Source organism: Hallella bergensis DSM 17361 (genome assembly GCF_000160535.1).
GTDB classification, from domain to species: Bacteria; Bacteroidota; Bacteroidia; order Bacteroidales; family Bacteroidaceae; genus Prevotella; species Prevotella bergensis.
Genome location: NZ_GG704781.1, coordinates 41122 through 62348, shown reverse-complemented (window position 1 = coordinate 62348; position 21227 = coordinate 41122). Strand labels below are relative to the sequence as shown.

Annotated in this window: 16 protein-coding genes and 2 tRNA genes; 9 read left to right on the top strand and 9 right to left on the bottom strand. The window is 49.9% G+C overall.

All coding sequences use genetic code 11. The features are described from left to right. The first annotated feature begins 26 nt into the window (after nucleotides 1-26). The 4 genes from HMPREF0645_RS04245 to HMPREF0645_RS04230 all read left to right on the top strand — a co-directional run bounded on the left by HMPREF0645_RS04245 (nucleotide 27) and on the right by HMPREF0645_RS04230 (nucleotide 4595). Nucleotides 27-1049, top strand: a complete 1023-nt coding sequence (locus HMPREF0645_RS04245) for an electron transfer flavoprotein subunit alpha/FixB family protein (protein WP_007173644.1) — start codon at nucleotides 27-29, stop codon at nucleotides 1047-1049. Between the two features lie 38 nt (nucleotides 1050-1087). Then, on the top strand, nucleotides 1088-2809 hold the full coding sequence (locus tag HMPREF0645_RS04240) for an acyl-CoA dehydrogenase family protein (RefSeq protein ID WP_007173643.1): 1722 nt from the start codon (nucleotides 1088-1090) through the stop codon (nucleotides 2807-2809). A gap of 114 nt (nucleotides 2810-2923) precedes the next feature. After that, nucleotides 2924-4141 carry an L-serine ammonia-lyase, iron-sulfur-dependent, subunit alpha gene (locus HMPREF0645_RS04235; protein ID WP_044123294.1) on the top strand — a complete coding sequence of 406 codons (1218 nt, stop codon included), beginning with the start codon at nucleotides 2924-2926 and terminating at the stop codon, nucleotides 4139-4141. Between the two features lie 13 nt (nucleotides 4142-4154). Then, nucleotides 4155-4595, top strand: coding sequence for a hypothetical protein (locus HMPREF0645_RS04230; protein WP_007173641.1), 441 nt, complete (start codon nucleotides 4155-4157; stop codon nucleotides 4593-4595). Here the strand turns inward: HMPREF0645_RS04230 and HMPREF0645_RS04225 are convergent, their stop codons facing one another. The 9 genes from HMPREF0645_RS04225 to HMPREF0645_RS04185 all read right to left on the bottom strand — a co-directional run bounded on the left by HMPREF0645_RS04225 (nucleotide 4596) and on the right by HMPREF0645_RS04185 (nucleotide 15218). Then, a complete protein-coding gene (locus HMPREF0645_RS04225) occupies nucleotides 4596-5375 on the bottom strand; it encodes a type III pantothenate kinase (protein WP_007173640.1) in 780 nt (259 codons plus the stop codon). 24 nt (nucleotides 5376-5399) lie between these two features. Then, complete coding sequence (coaBC, locus tag HMPREF0645_RS04220; protein WP_007173639.1) at nucleotides 5400-6590, bottom strand: bifunctional phosphopantothenoylcysteine decarboxylase/phosphopantothenate--cysteine ligase CoaBC; 1191 nt, start codon at nucleotides 6588-6590, stop codon at nucleotides 5400-5402. Between the two features lie 11 nt (nucleotides 6591-6601). Beyond that, entirely contained in the window at nucleotides 6602-6994 is a 393-nt protein-coding gene (gene panD / locus HMPREF0645_RS04215) for an aspartate 1-decarboxylase (protein WP_007173638.1), read from the bottom strand. Then, a complete protein-coding gene (panC, locus tag HMPREF0645_RS04210) occupies nucleotides 6985-7827 on the bottom strand; it encodes a pantoate--beta-alanine ligase (protein WP_007173637.1) in 843 nt (280 codons plus the stop codon). The genes panD and panC overlap by 10 nt, the downstream gene beginning before the upstream one ends. A gap of 52 nt (nucleotides 7828-7879) precedes the next feature. Continuing rightward, complete coding sequence (gene panB, locus HMPREF0645_RS04205) at nucleotides 7880-8704, bottom strand: 3-methyl-2-oxobutanoate hydroxymethyltransferase (protein ID WP_007173636.1); 825 nt, start codon at nucleotides 8702-8704, stop codon at nucleotides 7880-7882. Between the two features lie 108 nt (nucleotides 8705-8812). Next, nucleotides 8813-11035 carry a helix-turn-helix domain-containing protein gene (locus tag HMPREF0645_RS04200; protein WP_007173635.1) on the bottom strand — a complete coding sequence of 741 codons (2223 nt, stop codon included), beginning with the start codon at nucleotides 11033-11035 and terminating at the stop codon, nucleotides 8813-8815. A 151-nt stretch (nucleotides 11036-11186) separates the two neighbouring features. Then, nucleotides 11187-12224: an L-rhamnose/proton symporter RhaT gene (locus HMPREF0645_RS04195; protein WP_007173634.1), complete on the bottom strand. Its 1038-nt coding sequence runs from the start codon at nucleotides 12222-12224 to the stop codon at nucleotides 11187-11189. 108 nt (nucleotides 12225-12332) lie between these two features. Then, on the bottom strand, nucleotides 12333-13586 hold the full coding sequence (locus HMPREF0645_RS04190) for an L-rhamnose isomerase (protein WP_007173633.1): 1254 nt from the start codon (nucleotides 13584-13586) through the stop codon (nucleotides 12333-12335). A 153-nt stretch (nucleotides 13587-13739) separates the two neighbouring features. Then, nucleotides 13740-15218, bottom strand: a complete 1479-nt coding sequence (locus HMPREF0645_RS04185) for a rhamnulokinase (protein WP_007173632.1) — start codon at nucleotides 15216-15218, stop codon at nucleotides 13740-13742. 820 nt (nucleotides 15219-16038) lie between these two features. Between HMPREF0645_RS04185 and nhaD (HMPREF0645_RS04175) the strand changes: the two genes are divergently transcribed. The 5 genes from nhaD (HMPREF0645_RS04175) to purB all read left to right on the top strand — a co-directional run bounded on the left by nhaD (HMPREF0645_RS04175) (nucleotide 16039) and on the right by purB (nucleotide 20894). After that, nucleotides 16039-17400, top strand: coding sequence for a sodium:proton antiporter NhaD (gene nhaD, locus HMPREF0645_RS04175; RefSeq protein WP_007173630.1), 1362 nt, complete (start codon nucleotides 16039-16041; stop codon nucleotides 17398-17400). Between the two features lie 200 nt (nucleotides 17401-17600). Continuing rightward, nucleotides 17601-18962: a sodium:proton antiporter NhaD gene (gene nhaD / locus HMPREF0645_RS04170; protein WP_007173629.1), complete on the top strand. Its 1362-nt coding sequence runs from the start codon at nucleotides 17601-17603 to the stop codon at nucleotides 18960-18962. Between the two features lie 209 nt (nucleotides 18963-19171). After that, nucleotides 19172-19246 (top strand) — tRNA-Val (locus tag HMPREF0645_RS04165). A 49-nt stretch (nucleotides 19247-19295) separates the two neighbouring features. After that, nucleotides 19296-19370, top strand: a tRNA-Val gene (locus tag HMPREF0645_RS04160). A gap of 177 nt (nucleotides 19371-19547) precedes the next feature. Continuing rightward, entirely contained in the window at nucleotides 19548-20894 is a 1347-nt protein-coding gene (purB, locus tag HMPREF0645_RS04155) for an adenylosuccinate lyase (protein WP_044123293.1), read from the top strand. The last annotated feature ends 333 nt before the right edge of the window (nucleotides 20895-21227 follow it).

The window sequence follows — 21227 nt, the reverse complement described above, 5'->3', positions numbered from 1 at the left end:
TGGCCGTATGAGCCACACACAGAATTATGAATAACGTATTTGTATATTGCGAAATAGAAGAAACAACCGTTCAGGAAGTTTCTCAGGAATTGCTGACCAAAGGTCGCAAATTGGCCAATCAGCTTGGTGTACAACTGCATGCTGTAGTTGTCGGAACGGGCATCAAGGGCAAGGTAGAGAACCAAATTATCCCCTACGGTGTGGATAAACTCTTCGTGTTTGACGCAGAACGGTTGTTTCCCTACACCTCTGCACCCCACACGGATATCCTTGTCAACCTATTCAAAGAGGAGAAACCGCAAATCTGCCTGATGGGCGCTACGGTCATCGGGCGTGACCTCGGCCCTCGGGTTTCATCTTCTCTTACCTCTGGTCTCACGGCCGACTGTACGCAATTGGAGATTGGAGACTACGAAGACAAAAAGACCGGCAAACTCTATAAGAACCTGCTGTTCCAGATTCGACCCGCCTTTGGTGGAAACATTGTTGCCACCATTGTCAATCCCGACCACCGTCCTCAGATGGCCACCGTGCGTTCGGGTGTGATGCTGCGTGAGATTCTCGACGAGAACTATAAGGGAGAAGTGGTCTATCCGGATGTTTCCAAGTATGTTTCAGAAACCAGCTATGAAGTCAAGGTTATAGACCGACAGGTGGAAGCAGCCCGAAACAACCTGAAGTCGTCTCCCATTGTTGTGGCCGGAGGCTATGGAATGGGCTCCAAGGAAGCATTCTCCATGCTCTACGACTTGGCCGACGTGCTCCACGCAGAAGTTGGTGCAAGCCGGGCGGCAGTAGATGCAGGGTGGTTAGACAACAAGCGTCAGGTAGGACAAACTGGCATCACGGTTCATCCCAAGGTTTACTTTGCCTTTGGCATTTCAGGTCAGATTCAACATATTGCCGGAATGCAGGACGCAGGGATTATCATCGCCGTGAACAATGACCCGGATGCACCTATCAACGCCATCGCCGATTATGTTATCCATGGCAATGCTGAGGAGGTGATTCCGAAGATGATCAAATACTACAAACAAAATAGTAAATAACAAGAAGGAACAAACCAGAGATTAAAACAACAACGATCATGCCCAATTACTATACCGACCATCCCGAAATCGAATTCCACCTCAATCATCCGTTGATGAGGAGAATTGTGGAACTCAAGGAACGCAACTATACCGACAAAGACAAATTTGAGGATGCCCCCATCAACTTCGAGGATGCCATCGAAAATTACAAGCGTATGCTTGAAATCACAGGCGACATCACAGCCAACATCATTGAACCCAACTCTGAAAGCGTTGACCTGGAAGGTCCACATCTTGAGAACGGGCGAATGGTCTATGCAAGCAAGACCATGGAAAATATCAAGGCCACGCGACAAGCCGGCCTTTGGGGCGTTTCCATGCCCAGACAGTATAATGGGCTCAACATTCCGATCACCATCTTCTCGATGATGTCCGAAATGGTGGCTACGGCCGATGCTGGTTTCCAAAACATCTGGAGCCTCCAAAGTTGCATCGATACCCTATATGAGTTTGGCTCCGAAGAGCAGAAACAGAAGTATATTCCCCGCATATCTGCCGGCGAAACCATGTCGATGGACTTGACCGAACCGGACGCTGGTTCCGATCTGCAGCGCGTGATGTTGAAAGCTACACAAGACGAGGACGGTACGTGGCGGCTCAACGGCGTGAAGCGCTTCATCACTAACGGCGACTCGGACATTCACCTCGTGCTGGCCCGATCCGAAGCAGGTACCAAAGATGGACGCGGACTCTCCATGTTCATCTACGACAAGCGTGATGGTGGAGTTACCGTTCGCCATATCGAGAACAAACTCGGCATTCATGGTAGTCCCACTTGCGAACTGGTTTACAAGAATGCCAAGGCTGAACTTTGCGGCGACCGTCGCCTGGGACTTATCAAATACGTGATGAGCCTGATGAACGGTGCCCGCCTGGGTATTACCGCACAGTCCGTCGGCTTGGCTCAGGAGGCTTACACACAAGCTATTGAATATGCCAACGCCCGAGTGCAGTTCGGAAAGAAAATTGCAATGTTCCCCGCTGTCTACGACATGCTTTCCCGCATGAAAGCCAAGCTGGATGCAGGACGAGCCATTCTCTACCAAACTTCGCGCTATGTGGATATATACAAAACGCTGGAAGACATCTCACGTGAGCGCAAACTCACGCCCGAGGAACGGAAGGAGATGAAAACCTACAGTCGGCTGGCCGATGCCCTTACACCCCTGAGCAAAGGCATGGTCTCCGAGTATGCCAACCAATGTGCCTACGACTGCATTTCCGTTCACGGCGGATCCGGGTTTATCATGGAATACAAATGCCAGCGGCTCTATCGCGATGTTCGCATCTTCTCGATATACGAGGGTACGACACAGTTGCAGGTGGTGGCTGCCATGCGCTACATTACGAATGGAACCTACCTGAACATCATCAATGAGATGCTGCCAGAGGAGACATCCGATGAAATGAAAGACTGCAAGGAGCGCATTGGCAAGTGCATCAAGCTCTACGAGGAAGCCATCGCAAAAATAAAGGCCACCGATAATCAGGAAGTTCACGACTTCCTCGGGCGTCGCCTGTACAATATGACGGGCGACATCGTCATGTCGCTATTGCTCATTAACGATGCGTCCAAGGCTCCTGAACTCTATGGCAAGAGTGCCAGGGTATACACCAAGTTGGCCGAAGAGGAAATCGCAGGACATGCTGCATTCATTCAGTCGTTTACTGTCAACGACCTGGAGAATTGGAGACTGATCTCCGAAACTGATATTTAACATGATATACAGGATAAACATATAGTCCCGACCACCATGCGCATGGGCGGGGCTTTTTGATGAGAATCCATAAATGATGCCTTGACACAAAGGGCAAATGCAAAGTAAAACACAATGAAATCACTCCGGGAAATTTATAGAATTGGCAAGGGGCCATCGTCGAGCCACACCATGGGACCACAGAAAGCGGCACAGTTTTATCTTGCCAAGCACCCTGAAGCCAAGAGCTTCCGGGTTACCCTCTATGGCAGTCTGGCCGCAACAGGAAAGGGACACATGACCGATGTGGCCATCAACGAAGTGCTCAGCCCCACTGCTCCGGTAGATATTGTTTGGAAACCAAACGAATTCTTGGAGTTCCATCCCAATGCCATGATGTTTGAAACTGACAAGGGGGCACCCTGGACGGTGTACAGCGTTGGCGGCGGAGCCATATCAGAAGGACTCAATCCCACAGGACTCCTTCCCATCGGTAAGGATATCTACGATCTCACGTACCTCGAAGACATTCAGAACTGGTGCGACACCTATGGACGCACATACTGGGAATATGTGGACAAATGCGAAGACCCGTCAATATGGGACTATCTGCAAGAGATATGGGAGGCCATGCAAGCTGCTGTGGAACGCGGCTTGGAAGGAGATGGTGTCTTGCCCGGGCCACTCAACCTGCAGCGTAAAGCTCCCACCTATTATATCAAGGCCAGAGGCTACAAGCAGAGTTTGCAAACACGTGGACTGGTCTATGCGTATGCGCTGGCCGTGAGCGAGGAGAATGCCTCTGGGGGAACCATTGTCACGGCTCCTACTTGTGGTGCATGCGGTGTGATTCCTTCCGTGCTCTACCATCTTTCCCGAGGGCATGGATTCTCCGACCGCAAGATTTGTCATGCTCTTGCAACGGCCGGATTAATCGGTAATATCGTGAAAGAGAACGCATCAATCTCCGGAGCTGATGTAGGTTGCCAAGGAGAGGTAGGGGTGGCATGTGCCATGGCATCGGCAGCTGCCTGCCAACTTTTTGGAGGTAGCCCGTCACAAATTGAATATGCTGCGGAAATGGGATTGGAACATCATCTGGGAATGACATGCGACCCTATCTGCGGGTTGGTACAGATTCCTTGTATCGAACGCAATGCCTTTGCAGCCACACGGGCTCTCGACGCCAACCTCTACGCATCGTTCAGCGACGGGAAACATCGGGTAAAGTTTGACCGTGTGGTGCAGGTGATGAAACAAACAGGGCATGACATCCCCTCCCTATACAAAGAAACGTCGGAAGGCGGACTTGCAAAGGGTGGTGAATTTTGCTTCTCTTGCGATCAGTTATAACTCTGCACCTGTTATGCGTAAACTTCTCTTTCTGTTTTTTGCCATGCCCTTCGCCATGCTGTCTCCCACTTCCTGTCGAATGGCACCGTCGACAAACCTTGGCGACACCGTAGAGGCCAAATACTTCGAACCCGTTGACAGCACCACCCATGACACGGCACATAGCAAAAAACAAAATCTGTCTGTCCGAGACAGCTTGGGCATTTATGTCATAGGTCCAGCCTCAACAGCTGCAACTGTGCAACTCTTGAGCTACCCAAGTTGCCGTGATACGGTGGTTTATAAAAAAGAAAGACGTATTAAGGTAACGGGAAATGCCGACTACGACCACATTGTCCGGGCTAAGTTCCGGGTTTCGAAGGCCGGCGATACACTGGTAACCCATCTGGAAGAAATGAAAGATTTGCCTGCGATAAAAGACAAGTCGATGGAGGAAAGAGGTATTAAAGAGTAATCATGATTGCATGCTGTTGATGTAAATGCAATACAATCCCCTGAAGAGCAGGTACTCGTCATATTCCACTTTATGTCGACACAGCGGGTACACCAAACGTGCATGGCCACCCGTCATCACTACAGTCGTATCCGATCCCTGTTGAGCACGAATCCTGTCAATAAGCCCGTCTATCATGGAAGCAGCACCATAGAATACTCCAGACTGCATGCATTCTGTGGTATTCCGCCCTATGAGATGCTCCGGCAACTTCAAGGGAACTTCCCGTAACTGGGATGCACGGGAACTAAGGGCATCTAAGGAGGTTCGGACGCCGGGAATAATCATTCCACCAACAAAACGTCCTTCCCGATCCACAACATTGACCGTAGTCGCCGTTCCCATATCAACAATAATAAGCGGACACGAGAATTGGCTCATGGCACCAATGGCATCGGCAATCCGATCGTGCCCCACCTGCTCAGAATGTTCCACGCAAATCTCCATCCCGAGTTTGAGTCTGTTGTCGCCCATGACCATCATCTCAACTCCCGTAACCTGAAACACCACTTCACAAACAGCTTGTGTCAGTTCCGGAACGACTGACGACAGGATGCCACCCCTAAACTCCGGATGTTCCTTTCGCAACTCCCGAAGCTCCGTTTTGACACTTGCGATCGTTTCAAATTTACCTTCTCCCAGCGCAGTTGCTATCCGAGTTGCGTGCAAAACCTGGCCATCCGCCATCACGCCAACAACAACATTGGTGTTTCCTATATCAATGACAAGTATTTGATTCATTCCCAAGAGGCTACAGGCAGCTGCTTATTTGTTTTCCATGATTGTATCCAGAATCAGCGATGCCGTCTCATCCTTGCTGCAAAGCGGCAGTTCCTCAACTCTGTCCGGCATAATAATGGTCACCTGATTCGTGTCTACGCCAAACCCAGTGTTCCCCGAAGCTATCGTGTTGGCACATATCATATCCACGTTTTTCTTCATCAGTTTCTCTTGCGAATGACTGATCAGATTTTCCGTTTCCATCGAAAATCCAACCACACACTGCCCCTCCCGCTTGTGTGCTCCCAGATATTGAAGGATATCTTTGGTACGTATCAGCGGCAGGTTAAGATCGTCACCGTCTTTCTTCATCTTCTGCTGATGATAGCTTCCGGGCGTATAATCGGCCACAGCACTGCACATCACGACGATGTCAAACCCATCACATATCCGCGTCACCGCTTCATACATTTCATCCGCTGTGACTACAGGAATCGTCTCAACGCCTACAAAAGGCTGTAACTCCACCGGACCGGATACAAGTGTAACCTCCGCCCCGCGCAGCTTGGCCATCTTGGCAATGGCATATCCCATCTTTCCCGAAGAATGGTTTGTGATATATCTCACGGGGTCTATACTCTCCTGCGTCGGCCCGGCCGTAACCAGCACTTTCCATCCTTGCATATCATGAGGCTTGGCAATATGTTTCAGCACATACTGCAAAATCAATCCCTCCGATGGCAGCTTACCACAGCCCACGTCTCCACAAGCCAACCGCCCGGCATCGGGAGGTATCACCTCCACACCATAACGTGTCAGCTTTTCCAGATTATCCTGCAATATAGGATTCTGCCACATGTTCGTATTCATCGCCGGAGCCACAAGTTTAGGACATTGACAAGCCATAAACGTCGTGGTGAGCATATCGTCACAAATGCCGTTGGCTATTTTTCCGATGACATTGGCCGTTGCCGGGGCAATCAACATGATGTCGGCCTTCTTCGCCAACGACACGTGCTTGACATCAAAATTAAAATTACGATCAAACGTATCGACAGCACACTTTCTCGATGTAAGCGTCTCAAAGGTCATGGGAGCAATAAACAGGCTGGCATTCTTTGTCATAACCACCAGCACTTCCGCATGCTGCTTCACAAGCATCGATGCCAAATTAGCCATCTTATAAGCAGCAATGCTGCCCGTCACACCCAGTATTACCGTTTTCCCGCTTAACATTTCTTTTCCGTTTATTCCTGATCCTTGAGAAGACCGTGCTTCTCATAGTTTGTTCGTCGTGTTATCTTGTTTTGCTCATCAACAAACACCACTTGGGGGTGGTGTGCTGCAGCTTCCTCCGTCGTCATGTTGGCGTATGCCATGATAATCACTTTGTCGCCCACCTCCACGCAGTGAGCCGCCGCACCATTCAAGCAAATGATGCCCGATCCGGCCTCTCCCGCAATGGCATAGGTGGCCAATCGCTTACCGTTGTCCACGTCGGCAATCTCCACCCGCTCATATTCCACAATGCCGGCAGCCTCCATCAGTTCGCTGTCGATGGTGATGCTGCCCACATAGTTGAGGTCGGCCTGTGTCACCACCGCCCTATGTATCTTGGATTTCAGCAATGTTATTTCCATATGAAATTGTCTATCAGTCGGGTTTTACCAATATACACGGCAATCGCCACAAGCGTTTCTCCTTCTATCGCCTCCACACGCTGCACGTTGTTCAGGTCTACCACCTCCACATAGTCCACGCGTGCCAGCGGCTCGGTCTGCAAGCTGTCGCTGATGATTTTGATAATAGCCGAGGCGTCGCGCTCACCGTTTTCCACAGCCGTCTGTCCAAGTTTAAGACTCTTTGACAAGATAAGCGCAGCCCGACGCTCCTCTGCACTGAGATAGGTGTTACGGCTCGACTTGGCCAATCCGTCAGCTTCGCGAACAATAGGACAAGCTATAATTTCAAGGTCAAAGTTGAGATCGCGAACAAAACGGCGCACAGTGGCCAGCTGCTGGGCATCTTTCTGCCCAAAATAGGCACGGTCAGGACCAACGATGTTGAACAGTTTGCTCACCACCGTACACACTCCCCTGAAATGGCCGGCGCGTCGTGCGCCGCAGAGCAGCTCCGTAGTCTCCGTGGTATCTACAAAGGTGGTGAAATGAGCGGGGTACATCTCCGAAGGCTCGGGATTGAAAATAAGATCTCCGCCCATCGCCTCCACCGCAGCCATATCATGATTTAAATCTCTCGGATAGGCCTCCAAATCTTCCGACGGACCAAACTGAATAGGGTTTACAAACACGGAAACCACCGTTCGATCGTTGTCGGCAACCGACTTTGCTATCAGGCTCTGATGCCCCTCGTGCAGGAATCCCATCGTCGGAACAAGTCCTACGCTCAATCCTTCCTTGCGCCATCCTTTTACAATCTCGCGAACTTCTTGAATCGTCTTTACAACTTGCATTTTCTTGTATATTTATTTTTCTCGTCTATACGGACGATATTTTTTCACCTATTTAATACAACGACTTGAGCACATCGTCACTGATGGCAAAAGTATGTTCCTTAGCGGGAAAATCCTGACGCTCGCAGTCTTCCTTGTATTGTTTGAAAGCGGCCAGCATCGTGTCGTGAAGATTGGCATATTTCTTCACAAATTTGGGTGTGAAGCCATTGGTGTAACCCAGCATATCCTGATACACCAACACCTGTCCATCACAATATTTACCCGCGCCGATACCTATCGTCAACGGTGATACCTGTTCGGTAATCATCTTTGCCAATGCCTCTGGCACGCATTCCAACGTGATGGCAAACACGCCCGCAGCCTCCAACGCCCGCGCGTCTTCCATGAGTTGCTGCGCCTTATCGCTCGATTTCCCCTGAACCTTGTAACCACCCAGCGTGTTGAACGACTGCGGTGTAAGTCCGATATGTCCCACGACAGGAATCCCAGCCTCCACAATGGCCTGCACGCGGTCGGCATAACGCACACCACCCTCAAGTTTCACGGCCTGACAATTGGTCTCTTTCATGATGCGTCCCGCATTTTTCACAGCATCGTAGACCGATGTTTGGTAAGACATGAAAGGCATATCGATCACCACAAAAGCCTCTTTGGCCCCACGACAAACCGCCTTGCCGTGATGGATCATATCGTCTACCGTCACCGCGAGCGTGTTGTCATAGCCCAGCATGACGTTACCCAACGAGTCGCCGACAAGAATCATGTCTATGCCCGCCTCGTCGATGGTGCAGGCCGTGTGGTAATCGTATGCGGTGAGCATACTCAAGCGTCTCACTCCTTTCTGCGACAGAAAATAAGCTGCAGTATTCTTCATTTTACCTTTACATCAAAACCAATAAGCATTCCTCCCTACAAACGGGAAGAACAAAACAGCTGCAAAGGTATAAAGAAACTCTGAAAAATTCTATCATATCATATTATATTATCCTTTGTCATGCATCATCAGCCGGATTTCGTTCCATGTGATGTCTGCCCTGCATATAGCCTTGACCTCACTGAGCGACGCACCCTCCGGCAGTTGGCTGATGGCATGGCGAATGGCCTTGACCTTGGAGATGTCGATAACCTTGTCTGCCGACAATCTCCCCGTGCTCACAAATCGTGCCAAGTGTCCATAGATCGTACCAACGGTCAGTCCTCTCTCCCGAGCGATGTCCTCCGGTTTAAGACCATTCATGAACATCTGGTAACTGGTATCATAGGTCGACACCCTCTGCGCTTTACGCTCTTTCCGTACTTGCTTTTCAGAACCAACAGCCTCCGTTTCCGAAAACGGGGACTGCCCCACCTTCCTCCTTCGGCGTGGGCGCGCTCCCCCTCGGCCAGGATTCACCACTTCCATGGCGTCAAGCATGCTCTCATGCTTGGCAAGCATATACGTTGGAACATCAAAAACTTCCTCCTCCATCCTGCGAAGCAATTTGTTCTTGGCCAAATAGTTTTGCAACAACTCCCCATACCGTTCTTCCATCAGTTCCGCGCCCTTGGTATTCTGAGTCTTTGCTTCCTTTGTGAGTTGTAGCACTTTTTTCAAATTGCGCTCTATGGCATCCAGAAAATAACCGGCACTGCGCCTCACGCGTTCAAGGAACCCCTCATCATGCAGTCCCTCTGATGATGTCGCCCGAATCACCCCTTGCCATTTATAGGCCACGTCAATAACTTCCTTTTTCAGGTTAACCACAGCCTGTCCGTGCAGGTTGGTGAGTGACTGCACTCCCCTGAAATACTCCAGCAGCGTCCGGTGAACCATACGCTCTGCTCCCATCAGTGCCGAGAAATCAAACAGATCAAGCAACTGGTGTCTGAAGTATTCTTCCTTCAGGTTGGGCAAATTCCTGACACTCTGTTCTGCCGCCTCCTGCTGGTGTGAGATATACTCCGCCACACGATGGTCATTGATGATATTTTCATCGGTTATCGGCGATGCCAGCACCAGTCCTTCCAGACTTTTGCATCGGCTCAAGGCCACATACACTTGCCCCGAGGCAAACGAAAGTCCGGCATCGATGATTGCATGTTCAAAGGTCAGGCCCTGACTCTTGTGTATGGTGATAGCCCATGCCAGCCTTAAGGGGTACTGCCTGAACACTCCCTGAACCTGCGGCTCAATGACTTTTGTCTGATCATTGATGACATATTTGGTGTTTTCCCATTCCTGCGGTTCCACCTCGATGGGTTCCCTGTCGCCCGCACACAACACCTTGATGGTGGTGCTGTCAAGGTTCACCACACGGCCAATTCGTCCATTGTAATAACGATGTGCCCCCGACGCATCGTTCTTGATAAACATCACCTGCGCTCCAAGTTTTAGTTCTAATTTGACGTCAGCAGGGTAACTGTATTCAGGGAAGTTGTCCTTGATCACCGCCTTGTAAACATAGCGCTCTCCCGAAAGTTTTTCGAGTTCTGTCTCATTATAGTTGTCAGCCAAGCGGTTGTGGGTGGTGAGTCGGATATATCCATCTTCTGCCTTTGGCACAAATGCCGGTTTATACCGATTGTTCAAGCAAGCAATATCCTGAGGCTGCGGCTTGCCATCGCGAATATGATTCAGAATGTCGATAAACTCTTGGTCCTGCTGACGGTAGACATGCGTAAGCTGTATCGTCACATAACTGATTTTTTGCAACGCCTTGCTGCCAAAGAAATAGGGCGTGTCGTAATGGGTTCGCAAGATTTCCTCATCCTGTGGTGTTACCACTGGGGTGAGTTGCTGCAAATCACCAATCATCAGGAGTTGTACGCCACCAAAAGGTTGGGTATGGTCGCGGTATCTGCGCAATACAAAGTCGATGGCATCGAGCAGATCGCTCCTCACCATCGATATTTCATCGATGACCACCATATCGAGTGTTCGTATGATCCTGCGCTTTTCCTTGCCGAAGTCGAAACGGTCTTTAATCGACGTTCCCGGAACATAGGGGGAGAGTGGTAACTGGAAAAAGGAGTGGATCGTCACTCCTCCGGCATTGATAGCAGCCACTCCCGTTGGCGCCACGACGATCATACGCTTCGATGAATGCTCCTTCACGGTCTTCAGGAACGTTGTCTTTCCCGTTCCGGCCTTACCCGTCAGGAATATACTTGTTCCCGTATGCTCTACAAAGTCCCACGCCTCTCGAACTTCCTTGTTCTGTTCCATTTACCCGAAAGAATTTTTAATTACTCACAAAGGTAAGGCTTTTTATCGAGACAGGGAGTTTTTGCAGCAGCATTCTCAGGATAAAAGATTCCATCAACAAGTACCCGAACAGCCTTCATCAAAGTTGTCCGGGCTGTGTCTACACACCTCCCTACCCTATCAATTGCGGAAGGAACGAGGAGATGATGAGGATAATGATGCCAAGTATTAAAACATTGATGGTTTTCTGCGAGCATCCCCTCCACTCCTTGAGAAGGATTCCCCACACGTTGGAGAATACGACGTTGAGAGCCATCAGGATACAGAAAGCGAGCGTTGTGAGCGTGGGTGACTCGGCAAGAAATCCCTTACCCATGGAGAGTCCGAAGAACTGACTATACCAAAGTACACCGGCCAACAAGCAGAACAAAACGTTGTTACCCCACACCTTGCTCTTGCTGTAGTCGCACCATGTACCGTTCTTCTGATTCTGATAGAAGCAGTAGATGGCATTGGTTACAAAACCACCAACTGTAACGAGCAGGGTGGCTGGCAACATCTTGAACATATCCGGCGTAAGGTCACCGAAGTGAATACCCTTGCCAAACTCAAGTCCGACATTGAAACACCCGCTCATGAATCCGGCAAGCAAGGCAATGACAATGCCCTTGGGGAAGTTGAAGTCCTTTACGGCTGCTTTCTTCTCTTCCTCAGACAGGCTGTTGGCCCTCATGGAACCTGCTACCCCGATAACGCCAATACCCACCAGCGTGACCACCACACCGAGAATCACGGCAAAGGTGAGCGAATCCAAGGCATTAAGCTCTGGGAAGAACATGTTGAGCAACACCGGTCCCATGATGGTTCCGAGTGCGGCACAGGTTCCCAAAGCAACAGACTGTCCCAAAGCCACGCCTAAATAGCGCATGGAAAGTCCAAACGTAAGGCCGCCCACGCCCCACAGAACTCCAAACAGGATGGTCATCCATATATTGACACTGTTAGCGCTTGCAAAGAGCTCGAATAGGCTGTGACCTTCGGGCACGGCAAGGAGGGCGCCTAAGAAGGGTAATACGAGCCAGGCGAAGAAGCCCTGAACAATCCAGTAGCTCTCCCAGCTCCAATCCTTGATCTTATTGATGGGAACATAGCAACTGCTCTGGCAGAACGCTCCGATGGCAATGATCAGTAGTCCGACTGCAATATCCATAGCTTCATTCTTTGTGGTTTGATTGGGGAGTCGTGGAGCCGAAACCGCCCTGCCATATCATTCCGTGAACAGGGGGTTGCCTTCAGCTCCAACGCTCCAAAAAACTGCTTACTTTCTCTTGAACGTTACCTCTTGTTGGTATTTCTCCACATCTGCAATGTATTCCTCACCAACGGGAACGTTATGTGTATAGTTGAAGTAGTCGTACACAGCACCTATGGGCAGTGTCTTGGCCTCTTCCATGAGAGCCAGACGCTGGAAGTTTTTCCCTTCAGCCTCGTACTCGCGCAGCTTGGCCGTGGGTTCCAAGAATGCTTGCAACAAACTCTTCTGCGTAGCGCGAACTCCTATCATATATGCACCAATGCGGTCGATGGAAGCATCGAAGAAGTCGAGTCCGATATGTGCCCGGTCGAGTGCGTCGGCACGCACCAGCTCTGCAAAGAGGTTACGGGAGTCATCGTCAAACAGCGTCACATGGTCAGAATCCCAATGCATGGGGCGAGACACGTGCAACATCAGTTCCGGAACGAAGAGCAGCAGCGAGGAAACGGCGTCGCTCACGTCCTCTGTTGGCTCATAGTGCCCCATGTCGAGAGTGTAGATCAGGTCGTTCTTCGAACAATAGCCGGCCACAAAGTCGTGGGAACCCACGGTGTAGGCTTCTAAGCCAATGCCAAAGAGTTTGGCTTCGAGACAGGTCTTCATGTTGGGCAACTTCTCTGAGAGAATCTCGTCTAAGGATTCCTTGAAAATCTTGCGATACCAGTACTTGTTTACCGTGTAGTCCTTGGAACCATCGTGCACCCATATATTCATGATACAGGGGTCGTCCTGATACCTACCCATTGCATCTGCCACACGACGACAGCGTTTGGTATGTTCTATCCAGAAGTCACGGATTCCCTTGTCAGGGTTGGCTAAGGAAAGATTGCCGCTCTTGGGATGAGAGAAGGAGGTGGAGTTGAAGTCAAGCTTCATGTTGCGCTCCTTGGCCCATTCCATCCAACTCTTGAAATGTTCTGGCTCCACCTCGTCGCGGTCAACAAATTTACCTCCAAAGTCGCCATAGGTCTCGTGCAGATTCAAACGGTATGTACCACCGAGCAAGGAAGTCACCTTCTCAACATCCTGGCGCAACTCATCAATATTGCGAGCCTTGCCAGGGAAGTTGCCCGTAGTCATGATACCCCCCGATGCAGCCTCGCCGCGCTCAAAGCCCACCACGTCGTCAGCCTGCCAGCAGTGCAGGGAAATGGGTGTCTTTTCAAGTGTTTTCAAGGCAGCGTCTGTATCAATGCCTAATGATGCATAGCGCTCCTTGGCCAATGCATAGTTTTTCTCGATCATTTCTGATTTCATAGTAACAATGTTTTTTGATGCCCGACCGGTCTTGTCACGGATACACGCTTAGCGTATCTCATTCATATAGGCGGACATCGGTTTGTAATTTATTTGGTTTTTTGGGGTTTCTCCTAACGCCTTAGTCGCGATACTTGCCCGTACTATGGATCCTCACCCCCGGGTAATGGTCAGGTATTTCTCATACCCCTTGTCCCAGACCTCCCTGTCTTGTGGTTCGAATCGCTCCGGTTCGACAGAGTTGGCTATCATGCCCCGCATTTCCCACACATCCTTCACCATGCCACTTGCCTTGGCCTGGAGCATAATGTTGCCCATTGCCGTAGCCTCCTGAGGACCTGCCAAAACCGTGATTCCACACGAATTGGCCGTGAACTGGTTCAGGAATTGGTTCATCGAGCCACCTCCTATAATATGGAGACATTCTATATCGAAATCGGCAAATTCCCTTAGCCAAGTGATGACCTGCCGATAACGCAATGCCAACGAGTCGAAAATGCAACGGCAGTACTCCGTATGGGTCTGTGGAACGGACTGGCCGGTCTTCTCACAATAGCGGTTAATAGCCCCTACCATCGAGTCAGGGTTGTTGAACATTTCATCGTCGGGATTGATAAGGCTTCTGAAGGGCTCTACATCGGGCAATCCACGCTGGAGCTCTGCATGTCCCAAGCTCTTGGCTTCGGGCCATTCCGAACGGCAACGTTCGTAGATCCACATGCCACAGATGTTTTTCAGGAAACGTGTTGTTCCTTCAATTCCACCCTCATTGGTGAAGTTCTTGGCAAAACTGCTCTCATTGATAATGGCCTTTTGGGTCTCAATGCCCATCAGACTCCACGTGCCCGAACTCAGGTAAGCAAACTTCTTGTTTTGGGCAGGAACGGCTGCCACGGCGCTTGCCGTGTCGTGACCAGCCACAGCGACCACGGGGATCGCTGACAGTCCCGTCATTTTCTGCACCTCCGGTGTCAGTATCCCGATGACCGTTGCCGGTTTGGTCATCGGCCCGAATTGCTCGCGCTTCAACCCTAAGCTTTCAACCAGTTCCCCGTCAAGGTCACCGGTCATGGGATTGAGAATCTGTGAGGTGGACGCCACAGTGTATTCACACACGGCCTTGCCCGTGAGCATATAGCTCAGTGCATCGGGCATGAAGAGTATTTTTGCCGCGTGGCGTAGGGCCGAGTTGTTGTCCCGGCGCATCTGGTGAAGCTGGAAAAGAGAGTTGAAGTTCATCAATTGAATGCCCGTCTTCTCATACACCTTCTCCTTAGGCATGACATTCATAAAATAATCTTCCATCGTGCCAAACGTATGTGGGTCTCGATAAGCCACTGGGTTGCGTAAAATCTGACCGTCGTCGCCTACAAACACAAAGTCGCACCCCCATGTGTCGATACCGATGCTCTGCACTGGAAGATTACGCTCGGCAGCTATTTTCAGGCCTTTTATCACCTCTTTATATAATGCAAAGATGTCCCAATAGAAATGTCCCGTGACCTCGATCAGGGTGTTGTCAAAGCGCGTCAGTTCCTCCAAATCAACCTTTCCGTCTTCCAGCGTGCCCACAATGGTTCTCCCACTGGTGGCTCCGAGATCCACAGCAAAAAAATATTTCTTATTCTCCATAGAAGTGACCGTTAGTGTAATAATAGTTGTCGATTTGATATTTGTTGCAAATTTAGTACGTTTTCCGTATCTCAACCATAATTATTTGATTTTTCGACCTATAAATTTGAGATGACAACGACGGGTAGGGCAAACGAAAAATTTGGCTCGTCCGACAGGTCATGTTTGGCAAACTTCTGCTTGCCCACGACATGAAAACCCAGTTTTCTACCCAGCGAAACCCTGGATTCGGTATCTGACACCCCAACCATGTAAAATAATATGACCAAAAACTGATGATTGATTTTGGAGTCATCTGGAGACAAAAGCGCCATGTCGCGACGGTCAACATCCGACCGAATGAGCGAAAAAATTCTGGAGCGATGCGGTTGGTATCTTTTGGCAGTATGGTTTGGGCTTCATGGTGATGCGTCAAAGCTCATTTGCCATGGCGACAAAGCCCGAATCGCGTCGCCATTCCATATGCAATCGCAAGCTGGGAAACAGGAATCACAAGCATAATTTTCCCAAGCACCTGACCTTTAATAGATTACAAACCCGTCTTTTTTTTACGAATTTCAAAGCCACGGTATTATTTTTTTTAAATACGCAAAACTCAGAGGGGTGTTTGTCAAGAAAAAACAAGTATCCTGATGATTTCTGCTCCCATTGGACTACAACGATTTTAAAGGACTTGGGAAAGGCTATGGATAATCAAAAAATGTAAGAAAACAATGCGATAGGCTTTGAGAATGAATGTAAAATTGTTATCTTTGCAACGGTTCCGCTATTTTCTAACCTGTGGAGCAGGATTCAGAACATCATAAAACAACAGATCATTATGTCGACTTTAACCATTGCCATTATCATCACGTTTTGCATAGGCTATCTACTCATAGCGGTTGAGAGTATAACAAAAATAAACAAGGCCGCCATCGCGCTGCTGATGTTTGCAGCCTGCTGGAGCTTGTTCATGATTTCGCCCGAATCCTACATTACGGGATTTTCAGGACAGGAATTAGTCAACCAGGTGAGCACCATCATCGAGCGCCATCTGGGCACCACCTCCACCACACTCTTCTTCCTCATGGGAGCCATGACCATTGTCGAGATTGTCGACCAGAACGGAGGATTCAACTGGGTGCGCTCGGTCTTGCAAACCCAAACCAAACGGGCCCTGCTGTGGCGCATTGCCTTCTTGACCTTTGTCTTGTCGCCTGTTTTGGACAACCTGACCACAAGTATTGTTATGGTGATGATCTTGCGCAAATTGATACACGACCACAAGGATCGCATGATCTATGCCTCGATCGTCATCATAGCCGCCAACTCGGGTGGAGCCTTCTCGCCCATCGGCGACGTGACCACCATTATGCTCTGGAACATGGGAGCCGTCACGGCTCTGGGCGTGATTTCAGAACTTTTCATACCCTCTCTCGTGTCCATGGTTGTGCCGGCATTCATCATGCAATACATGCTGAAAGGCACCCTTGACGACGACAAGGAGCTAACTACACCGAGTGACTACAAGGTATACGACTTCTCCCACAACCAACGCAAGGCCGTGTTTGCTATCGGCGTGGGTGGTCTCTTGTTTGTGCCTGTATTCAAGAGCATCACTCAACTGCCACCGTTTGTTGGCATCTTGCTCGTGCTGAGCGTGCTGTGGGTCACCACAGAGGTGTTCTACCGCGGCCTGCACCCCAGTAAGGAGCGAGAGGGAACGATGAGACGCGTGGCCCATCTGCTGCGCAACATCGACATGTCTACCATATTGTTTTTCCTCGGTATCCTCATGGCTGTGGCCTGTCTGCAGGAGACCGGTGTGCTCATCGCACTGGGCGATGGCCTGAATGTGGTCTTCAACAGCAACCACTATGCCGTAACCGGTGTTATCGGCGTGTTCTCGAGCATCGTTGACAATGTGCCCCTTGTGGCCGGATGCATGGGCATGTATCCCATTGAGGCTGCAGGAGACATGGCCGTGGATGGTATTTTCTGGCAGTTGCTCGCCTACTGTGCTGGAGTTGGCGGATCGATTCTCATTATCGGTTCTGCCCCAGGCGTGGTGGTGATGGGACTCGAAAAAATAACGTTCGGGTGGTATCTGAAGCATATCGCCTGGATTGCCTTTGTGGGCTACATTCTGGGCATTCTCGCCTATTGGGTTGTCCGCACCTATATTTTCACGGTGCCCTTGTAAAGGCTGAGGGGCTTGCCCACACCTCTACTTTAATTTTGTGAATCATGTTGCATGGGGGAGTTGAAAATTCCCCTTGAGAAAAACTGTGCAACAGGCTTTGGGGATGAAAGTAAAAGTGTTATCTTTGCAGCCGTTTCTGCGATCACCTAACCTATGGAGCGAGAAACAGAACTGAAAACATAACAAAATAACAGATAAGCATGTCATCTTTAACCATTGCCATTATCATCACGTTTTGCATAGGCTATCTATTCATAGCCCTTGAGAGTATAACAAAAGTGAACAAGGCGGCCATCGCGCTGCTGATGTTTGCGGCCTGCTGGACCTTGTTCATGATTTCGCCCGAATCCTACATTCAGGGATTTTCAGGGCAGGAATTGGTCAACCAGGTGAGCAACGCCATTGAGCACCATCTGGGTAGCACCTCCACCACCCTCTTCTTCCTCATGGGAGCCATGACCATTGTCGAGATTGTAGACCAGAACGGGGGATTCAACTGGGTGCGCTCGGTGATGCGGACCAAAACCAAGCGGGCTCTGATGTGGCGCATTGCCTTCATGACCTTTGTGCTGTCGGCAATTCTCGACAACCTGACCACCAGTATTGTCATGGTGATGATCTTGCGCAAATTGATACACGACCACAAGGATCGCATGATCTACGCCTCGCTCGTCATCATAGCTGCCAACTCGGGAGGAGCCTTCTCGCCCATTGGTGACGTGACCACCATTATGCTCTGGAACAAGGGAGTCATCACGGCTCTGGGCGTGATTTCAGAGATTATCATCCCCTCTGTCGTATCCATGGTTGTGCCGGCACTGATCATGCAATATATGCTGAAAGGCAATCTTGACGATGACGAGGAATTAACCACACTGAGTGACTACAAGGTACACGACTTCACCGGCAATCAGCGTAAGGCCGTGTTTGTTATCGGCGTGGGTGGCCTCATGTTCGTTCCCGTATTCAAGAGCATCACCCACCTGCCGCCGTTTGTTGGCATCTTGCTCGTCCTGAGCGTGCTGTGGGTCACCACAGAGGTGTTCTACCGCGGTCTGCATCATACCAAGGAGCGTGGAGGAACGATGAAACGCGTGACCAACCTGTTGCGCAACATCGACATGTCCACCATCTTGTTTTTCCTCGGTATTCTCATGGCTGTGGCTTGTTTGGAGGAGATTGGCGTGCTCACCGCGCTGGGCGAAGGTCTGAACGTGGCCTTCAACGGCAACCACTACGCCGTGACCGGTATTATCGGCGTGTTCTCGAGCATCGTTGACAACGTGCCCCTTGTGGCCGGGTGCATGGGCATGTATCCCGTTGAGGTCGCAGGTGATATGGCTGTGGATGGAATCTTCTGGCAACTGCTGGCCTACTGTGCCGGGGTTGGCGGCTCGATGCTCATCATTGGCTCTGCCGCCGGGGTGGTTGTGATGGGACTCGAAAAAATAACGTTCGGGTGGTATCTGAAGCATATCACCTGGATTGCCTTTGTAGGCTACATTCTGGGCATCCTCTCCTATTGGGTTATCCGCACCTATATTTTCACGGTTCCCCTGTAAACACAGGGGTTTATCCCGTCTCAGCAACCCAACGACTCAATTTGTTGGCATAGGGAAAGCAAGCCCATACGGCGATGGTGTGAGACGGGGGCGAACCCTCGTCTCGACCATACCAGAAGCTGGTACAATGAAAATGGTAAAAAATATCAGTAAAAATTTGGTGGGAAAAAATATTCATCGTATCTTTGCACCCGCAATCCGAGACAATCGGGCGTTTAGCTCAGCTGGTTTAGAGCATCTGCCTTACAAGCAGAGGGTCGGCGGTTCGAATCCGTCAACGCCCACTTAGGGGTGTTTCCCTGTGGTCCTTCGGGGCTGCGGGGAATTTTTAGAGGGCGTTTAGCTCAGCTGGTTTAGAGCATCTGCCTTACAAGCAGAGGGTCGGCGGTTCGAATCCGTCAACGCCCACAGAAGGAAATCTTGCAACTGTGATGGTTGTGAGATTTTTTCTTATTGGGGGCTATTGAACCCACCAAAGCAGAACAACAATTATCATTAACGATTATTTAGCAACTTTTCAACACACTTTGCAGCACGGTGTGGATTAAAATTTGTAATTTTGCAGAACAGATAATACATATAATCATGAATCTCGATTTGCTGACTGCCATCTCACCCATCGATGGCCGCTATAGAAGTAAGACAGAGCCACTGGCCGACTATTTTTCCGAATATGCACTGATCAAATACCGAGTGCGTGTAGAAATAGAATATTTTATTGCGCTTTGCGAATTGCCATTGCCACAACTGGCACAATTTGACCACAAGCTCTTCGACACGCTCCGCGACATCTACCGAAAGTTCGATGAGGAGTCGGCACAACGTGTGAAGGACATTGAGAAGGTGACCAACCACGACGTGAAGGCTGTGGAATACTTTATCAAGGAGGAGTTTGACAAGATAGGCGGGCTCGACAAGTACAAGGAGTTTATCCATTTCGGGCTTACCTCGCAGGATATCAACAACACGAGCGTGCCCTTGTCTGTCAAGGAGGCTCTCGTCGAGGTGTTCTGTCCACAAGTGCAGGAACTTATTGACCAACTGCAACAGTATGCCAATGAGTGGAAAGAGGTGCCCATGCTGGCCAAGACACACGGGCAACCGGCATCGCCAACCCGCCTGGGCAAAGAGGTGATGGTCTATGTGTACCGGTTGACTGAGCAGCTCAACGAATTGAAAAACACTAAGATTACCGCAAAGTTTGGTGGCGCCACCGGCAACTTCAATGCCCACCACGTGGCTTATCCTGAAAAGGACTGGAGAGATTTCGGCAACCGCTTTGTCGGCGAGAAGCTGGGATTGGAACGTGAGCAGTGGACCACTCAAATCAGTAATTACGACTACATGGGTGCCGTGTTTGATGCCATCCGTCGCATCAACACCATCATCATAGACCTTGACCGAGACTTCTGGATGTATATATCCATGGAGTATTTCAAACAGAAAATCAAGGCCGGAGAAGTGGGATCGAGTGCCATGCCACACAAGGTAAACCCCATTGACTTCGAGAACAGCGAAGGGAACCTCGGCATTGCAAATGCCATCTTGCAGTTCCTGGCTACCAAACTGCCCGTGAGCCGTCTGCAGCGCGACCTCACCGACTCGACCGTGTTGCGCAACGTAGGTGTGCCTTTTGGTCACAGCATGATTGCCATCCAAAGTACACTGAAGGGACTCCGGAAGTTGATACTCAACGAAGAGAAATTGTACGAAGACCTTGACAACACATGGGCGGTCGTGGCAGAGGCCATTCAGACCATCCTGCGGCGGGAAGCATACCCACACCCCTACGAGGCACTGAAAGACCTGACGCGCACCAACCGAAAAATGACAGAGGAAACGATTCATGAATTCATACAGACGCTGAATGTCAGCGATGAGGTGAAGGCAGAACTGATGGCCATCACACCACACAACTATACAGGAATCTAATTGATACCGATAGTCCATTGAAGAGAAAAACAAAAGAACAGAAGCAGAAAAAAGAATACAGGCGTTTCATTTTGAACGCATACTTACAATAATATATAGCAGAGAACACATATTTCATTTAATTATTGAGAGCACAGTTAAATTATTAACCCTGGCCGAGAGGCTAAAAAAACAGAAATTATGTCAGAAGAATTAGACAACAAGAACCAGGAGCCAAGACAGGAACAGAATCAGGGCAATGAACAAAGCCGCGAAGGCTATGGTCACACATCAGAGTATCAGAATGACTATCGTGAAGGCAACGTAAGGTCACAGCGCCCACGCATCCATACG

What these genes read in the sequence shown, in the direction of transcription:
- HMPREF0645_RS04245 (WP_007173644.1), top strand. Translation starts at nt 27, where the DNA reads ATGAATAACGTATTTGTATATTGCGAAATAGAAGAAACAACCGTTCAG.
- HMPREF0645_RS04240 (WP_007173643.1), top strand. Translation starts at nt 1,088, where the DNA reads ATGCCCAATTACTATACCGACCATCCCGAAATCGAATTCCACCTCAAT.
- HMPREF0645_RS04235 (WP_044123294.1), top strand. Translation starts at nt 2,924, where the DNA reads ATGAAATCACTCCGGGAAATTTATAGAATTGGCAAGGGGCCATCGTCG.
- HMPREF0645_RS04230 (WP_007173641.1), top strand. Translation starts at nt 4,155, where the DNA reads ATGCGTAAACTTCTCTTTCTGTTTTTTGCCATGCCCTTCGCCATGCTG.
- HMPREF0645_RS04225 (WP_007173640.1), bottom strand. Translation starts at nt 5,375, where the DNA reads ATGAATCAAATACTTGTCATTGATATAGGAAACACCAATGTTGTTGTT.
- coaBC (WP_007173639.1), bottom strand. Translation starts at nt 6,590, where the DNA reads ATGTTAAGCGGGAAAACGGTAATACTGGGTGTGACGGGCAGCATTGCT.
- panD (WP_007173638.1), bottom strand. Translation starts at nt 6,994, where the DNA reads ATGGAAATAACATTGCTGAAATCCAAGATACATAGGGCGGTGGTGACA.
- panC (WP_007173637.1), bottom strand. Translation starts at nt 7,827, where the DNA reads ATGCAAGTTGTAAAGACGATTCAAGAAGTTCGCGAGATTGTAAAAGGA.
- panB (WP_007173636.1), bottom strand. Translation starts at nt 8,704, where the DNA reads ATGAAGAATACTGCAGCTTATTTTCTGTCGCAGAAAGGAGTGAGACGC.
- HMPREF0645_RS04200 (WP_007173635.1), bottom strand. Translation starts at nt 11,035, where the DNA reads ATGGAACAGAACAAGGAAGTTCGAGAGGCGTGGGACTTTGTAGAGCAT.
- HMPREF0645_RS04195 (WP_007173634.1), bottom strand. Translation starts at nt 12,224, where the DNA reads ATGGATATTGCAGTCGGACTACTGATCATTGCCATCGGAGCGTTCTGC.
- HMPREF0645_RS04190 (WP_007173633.1), bottom strand. Translation starts at nt 13,586, where the DNA reads ATGAAATCAGAAATGATCGAGAAAAACTATGCATTGGCCAAGGAGCGC.
- HMPREF0645_RS04185 (WP_007173632.1), bottom strand. Translation starts at nt 15,218, where the DNA reads ATGGAGAATAAGAAATATTTTTTTGCTGTGGATCTCGGAGCCACCAGT.
- nhaD (WP_007173630.1), top strand. Translation starts at nt 16,039, where the DNA reads ATGTCGACTTTAACCATTGCCATTATCATCACGTTTTGCATAGGCTAT.
- nhaD (WP_007173629.1), top strand. Translation starts at nt 17,601, where the DNA reads ATGTCATCTTTAACCATTGCCATTATCATCACGTTTTGCATAGGCTAT.
- purB (WP_044123293.1), top strand. Translation starts at nt 19,548, where the DNA reads ATGAATCTCGATTTGCTGACTGCCATCTCACCCATCGATGGCCGCTAT.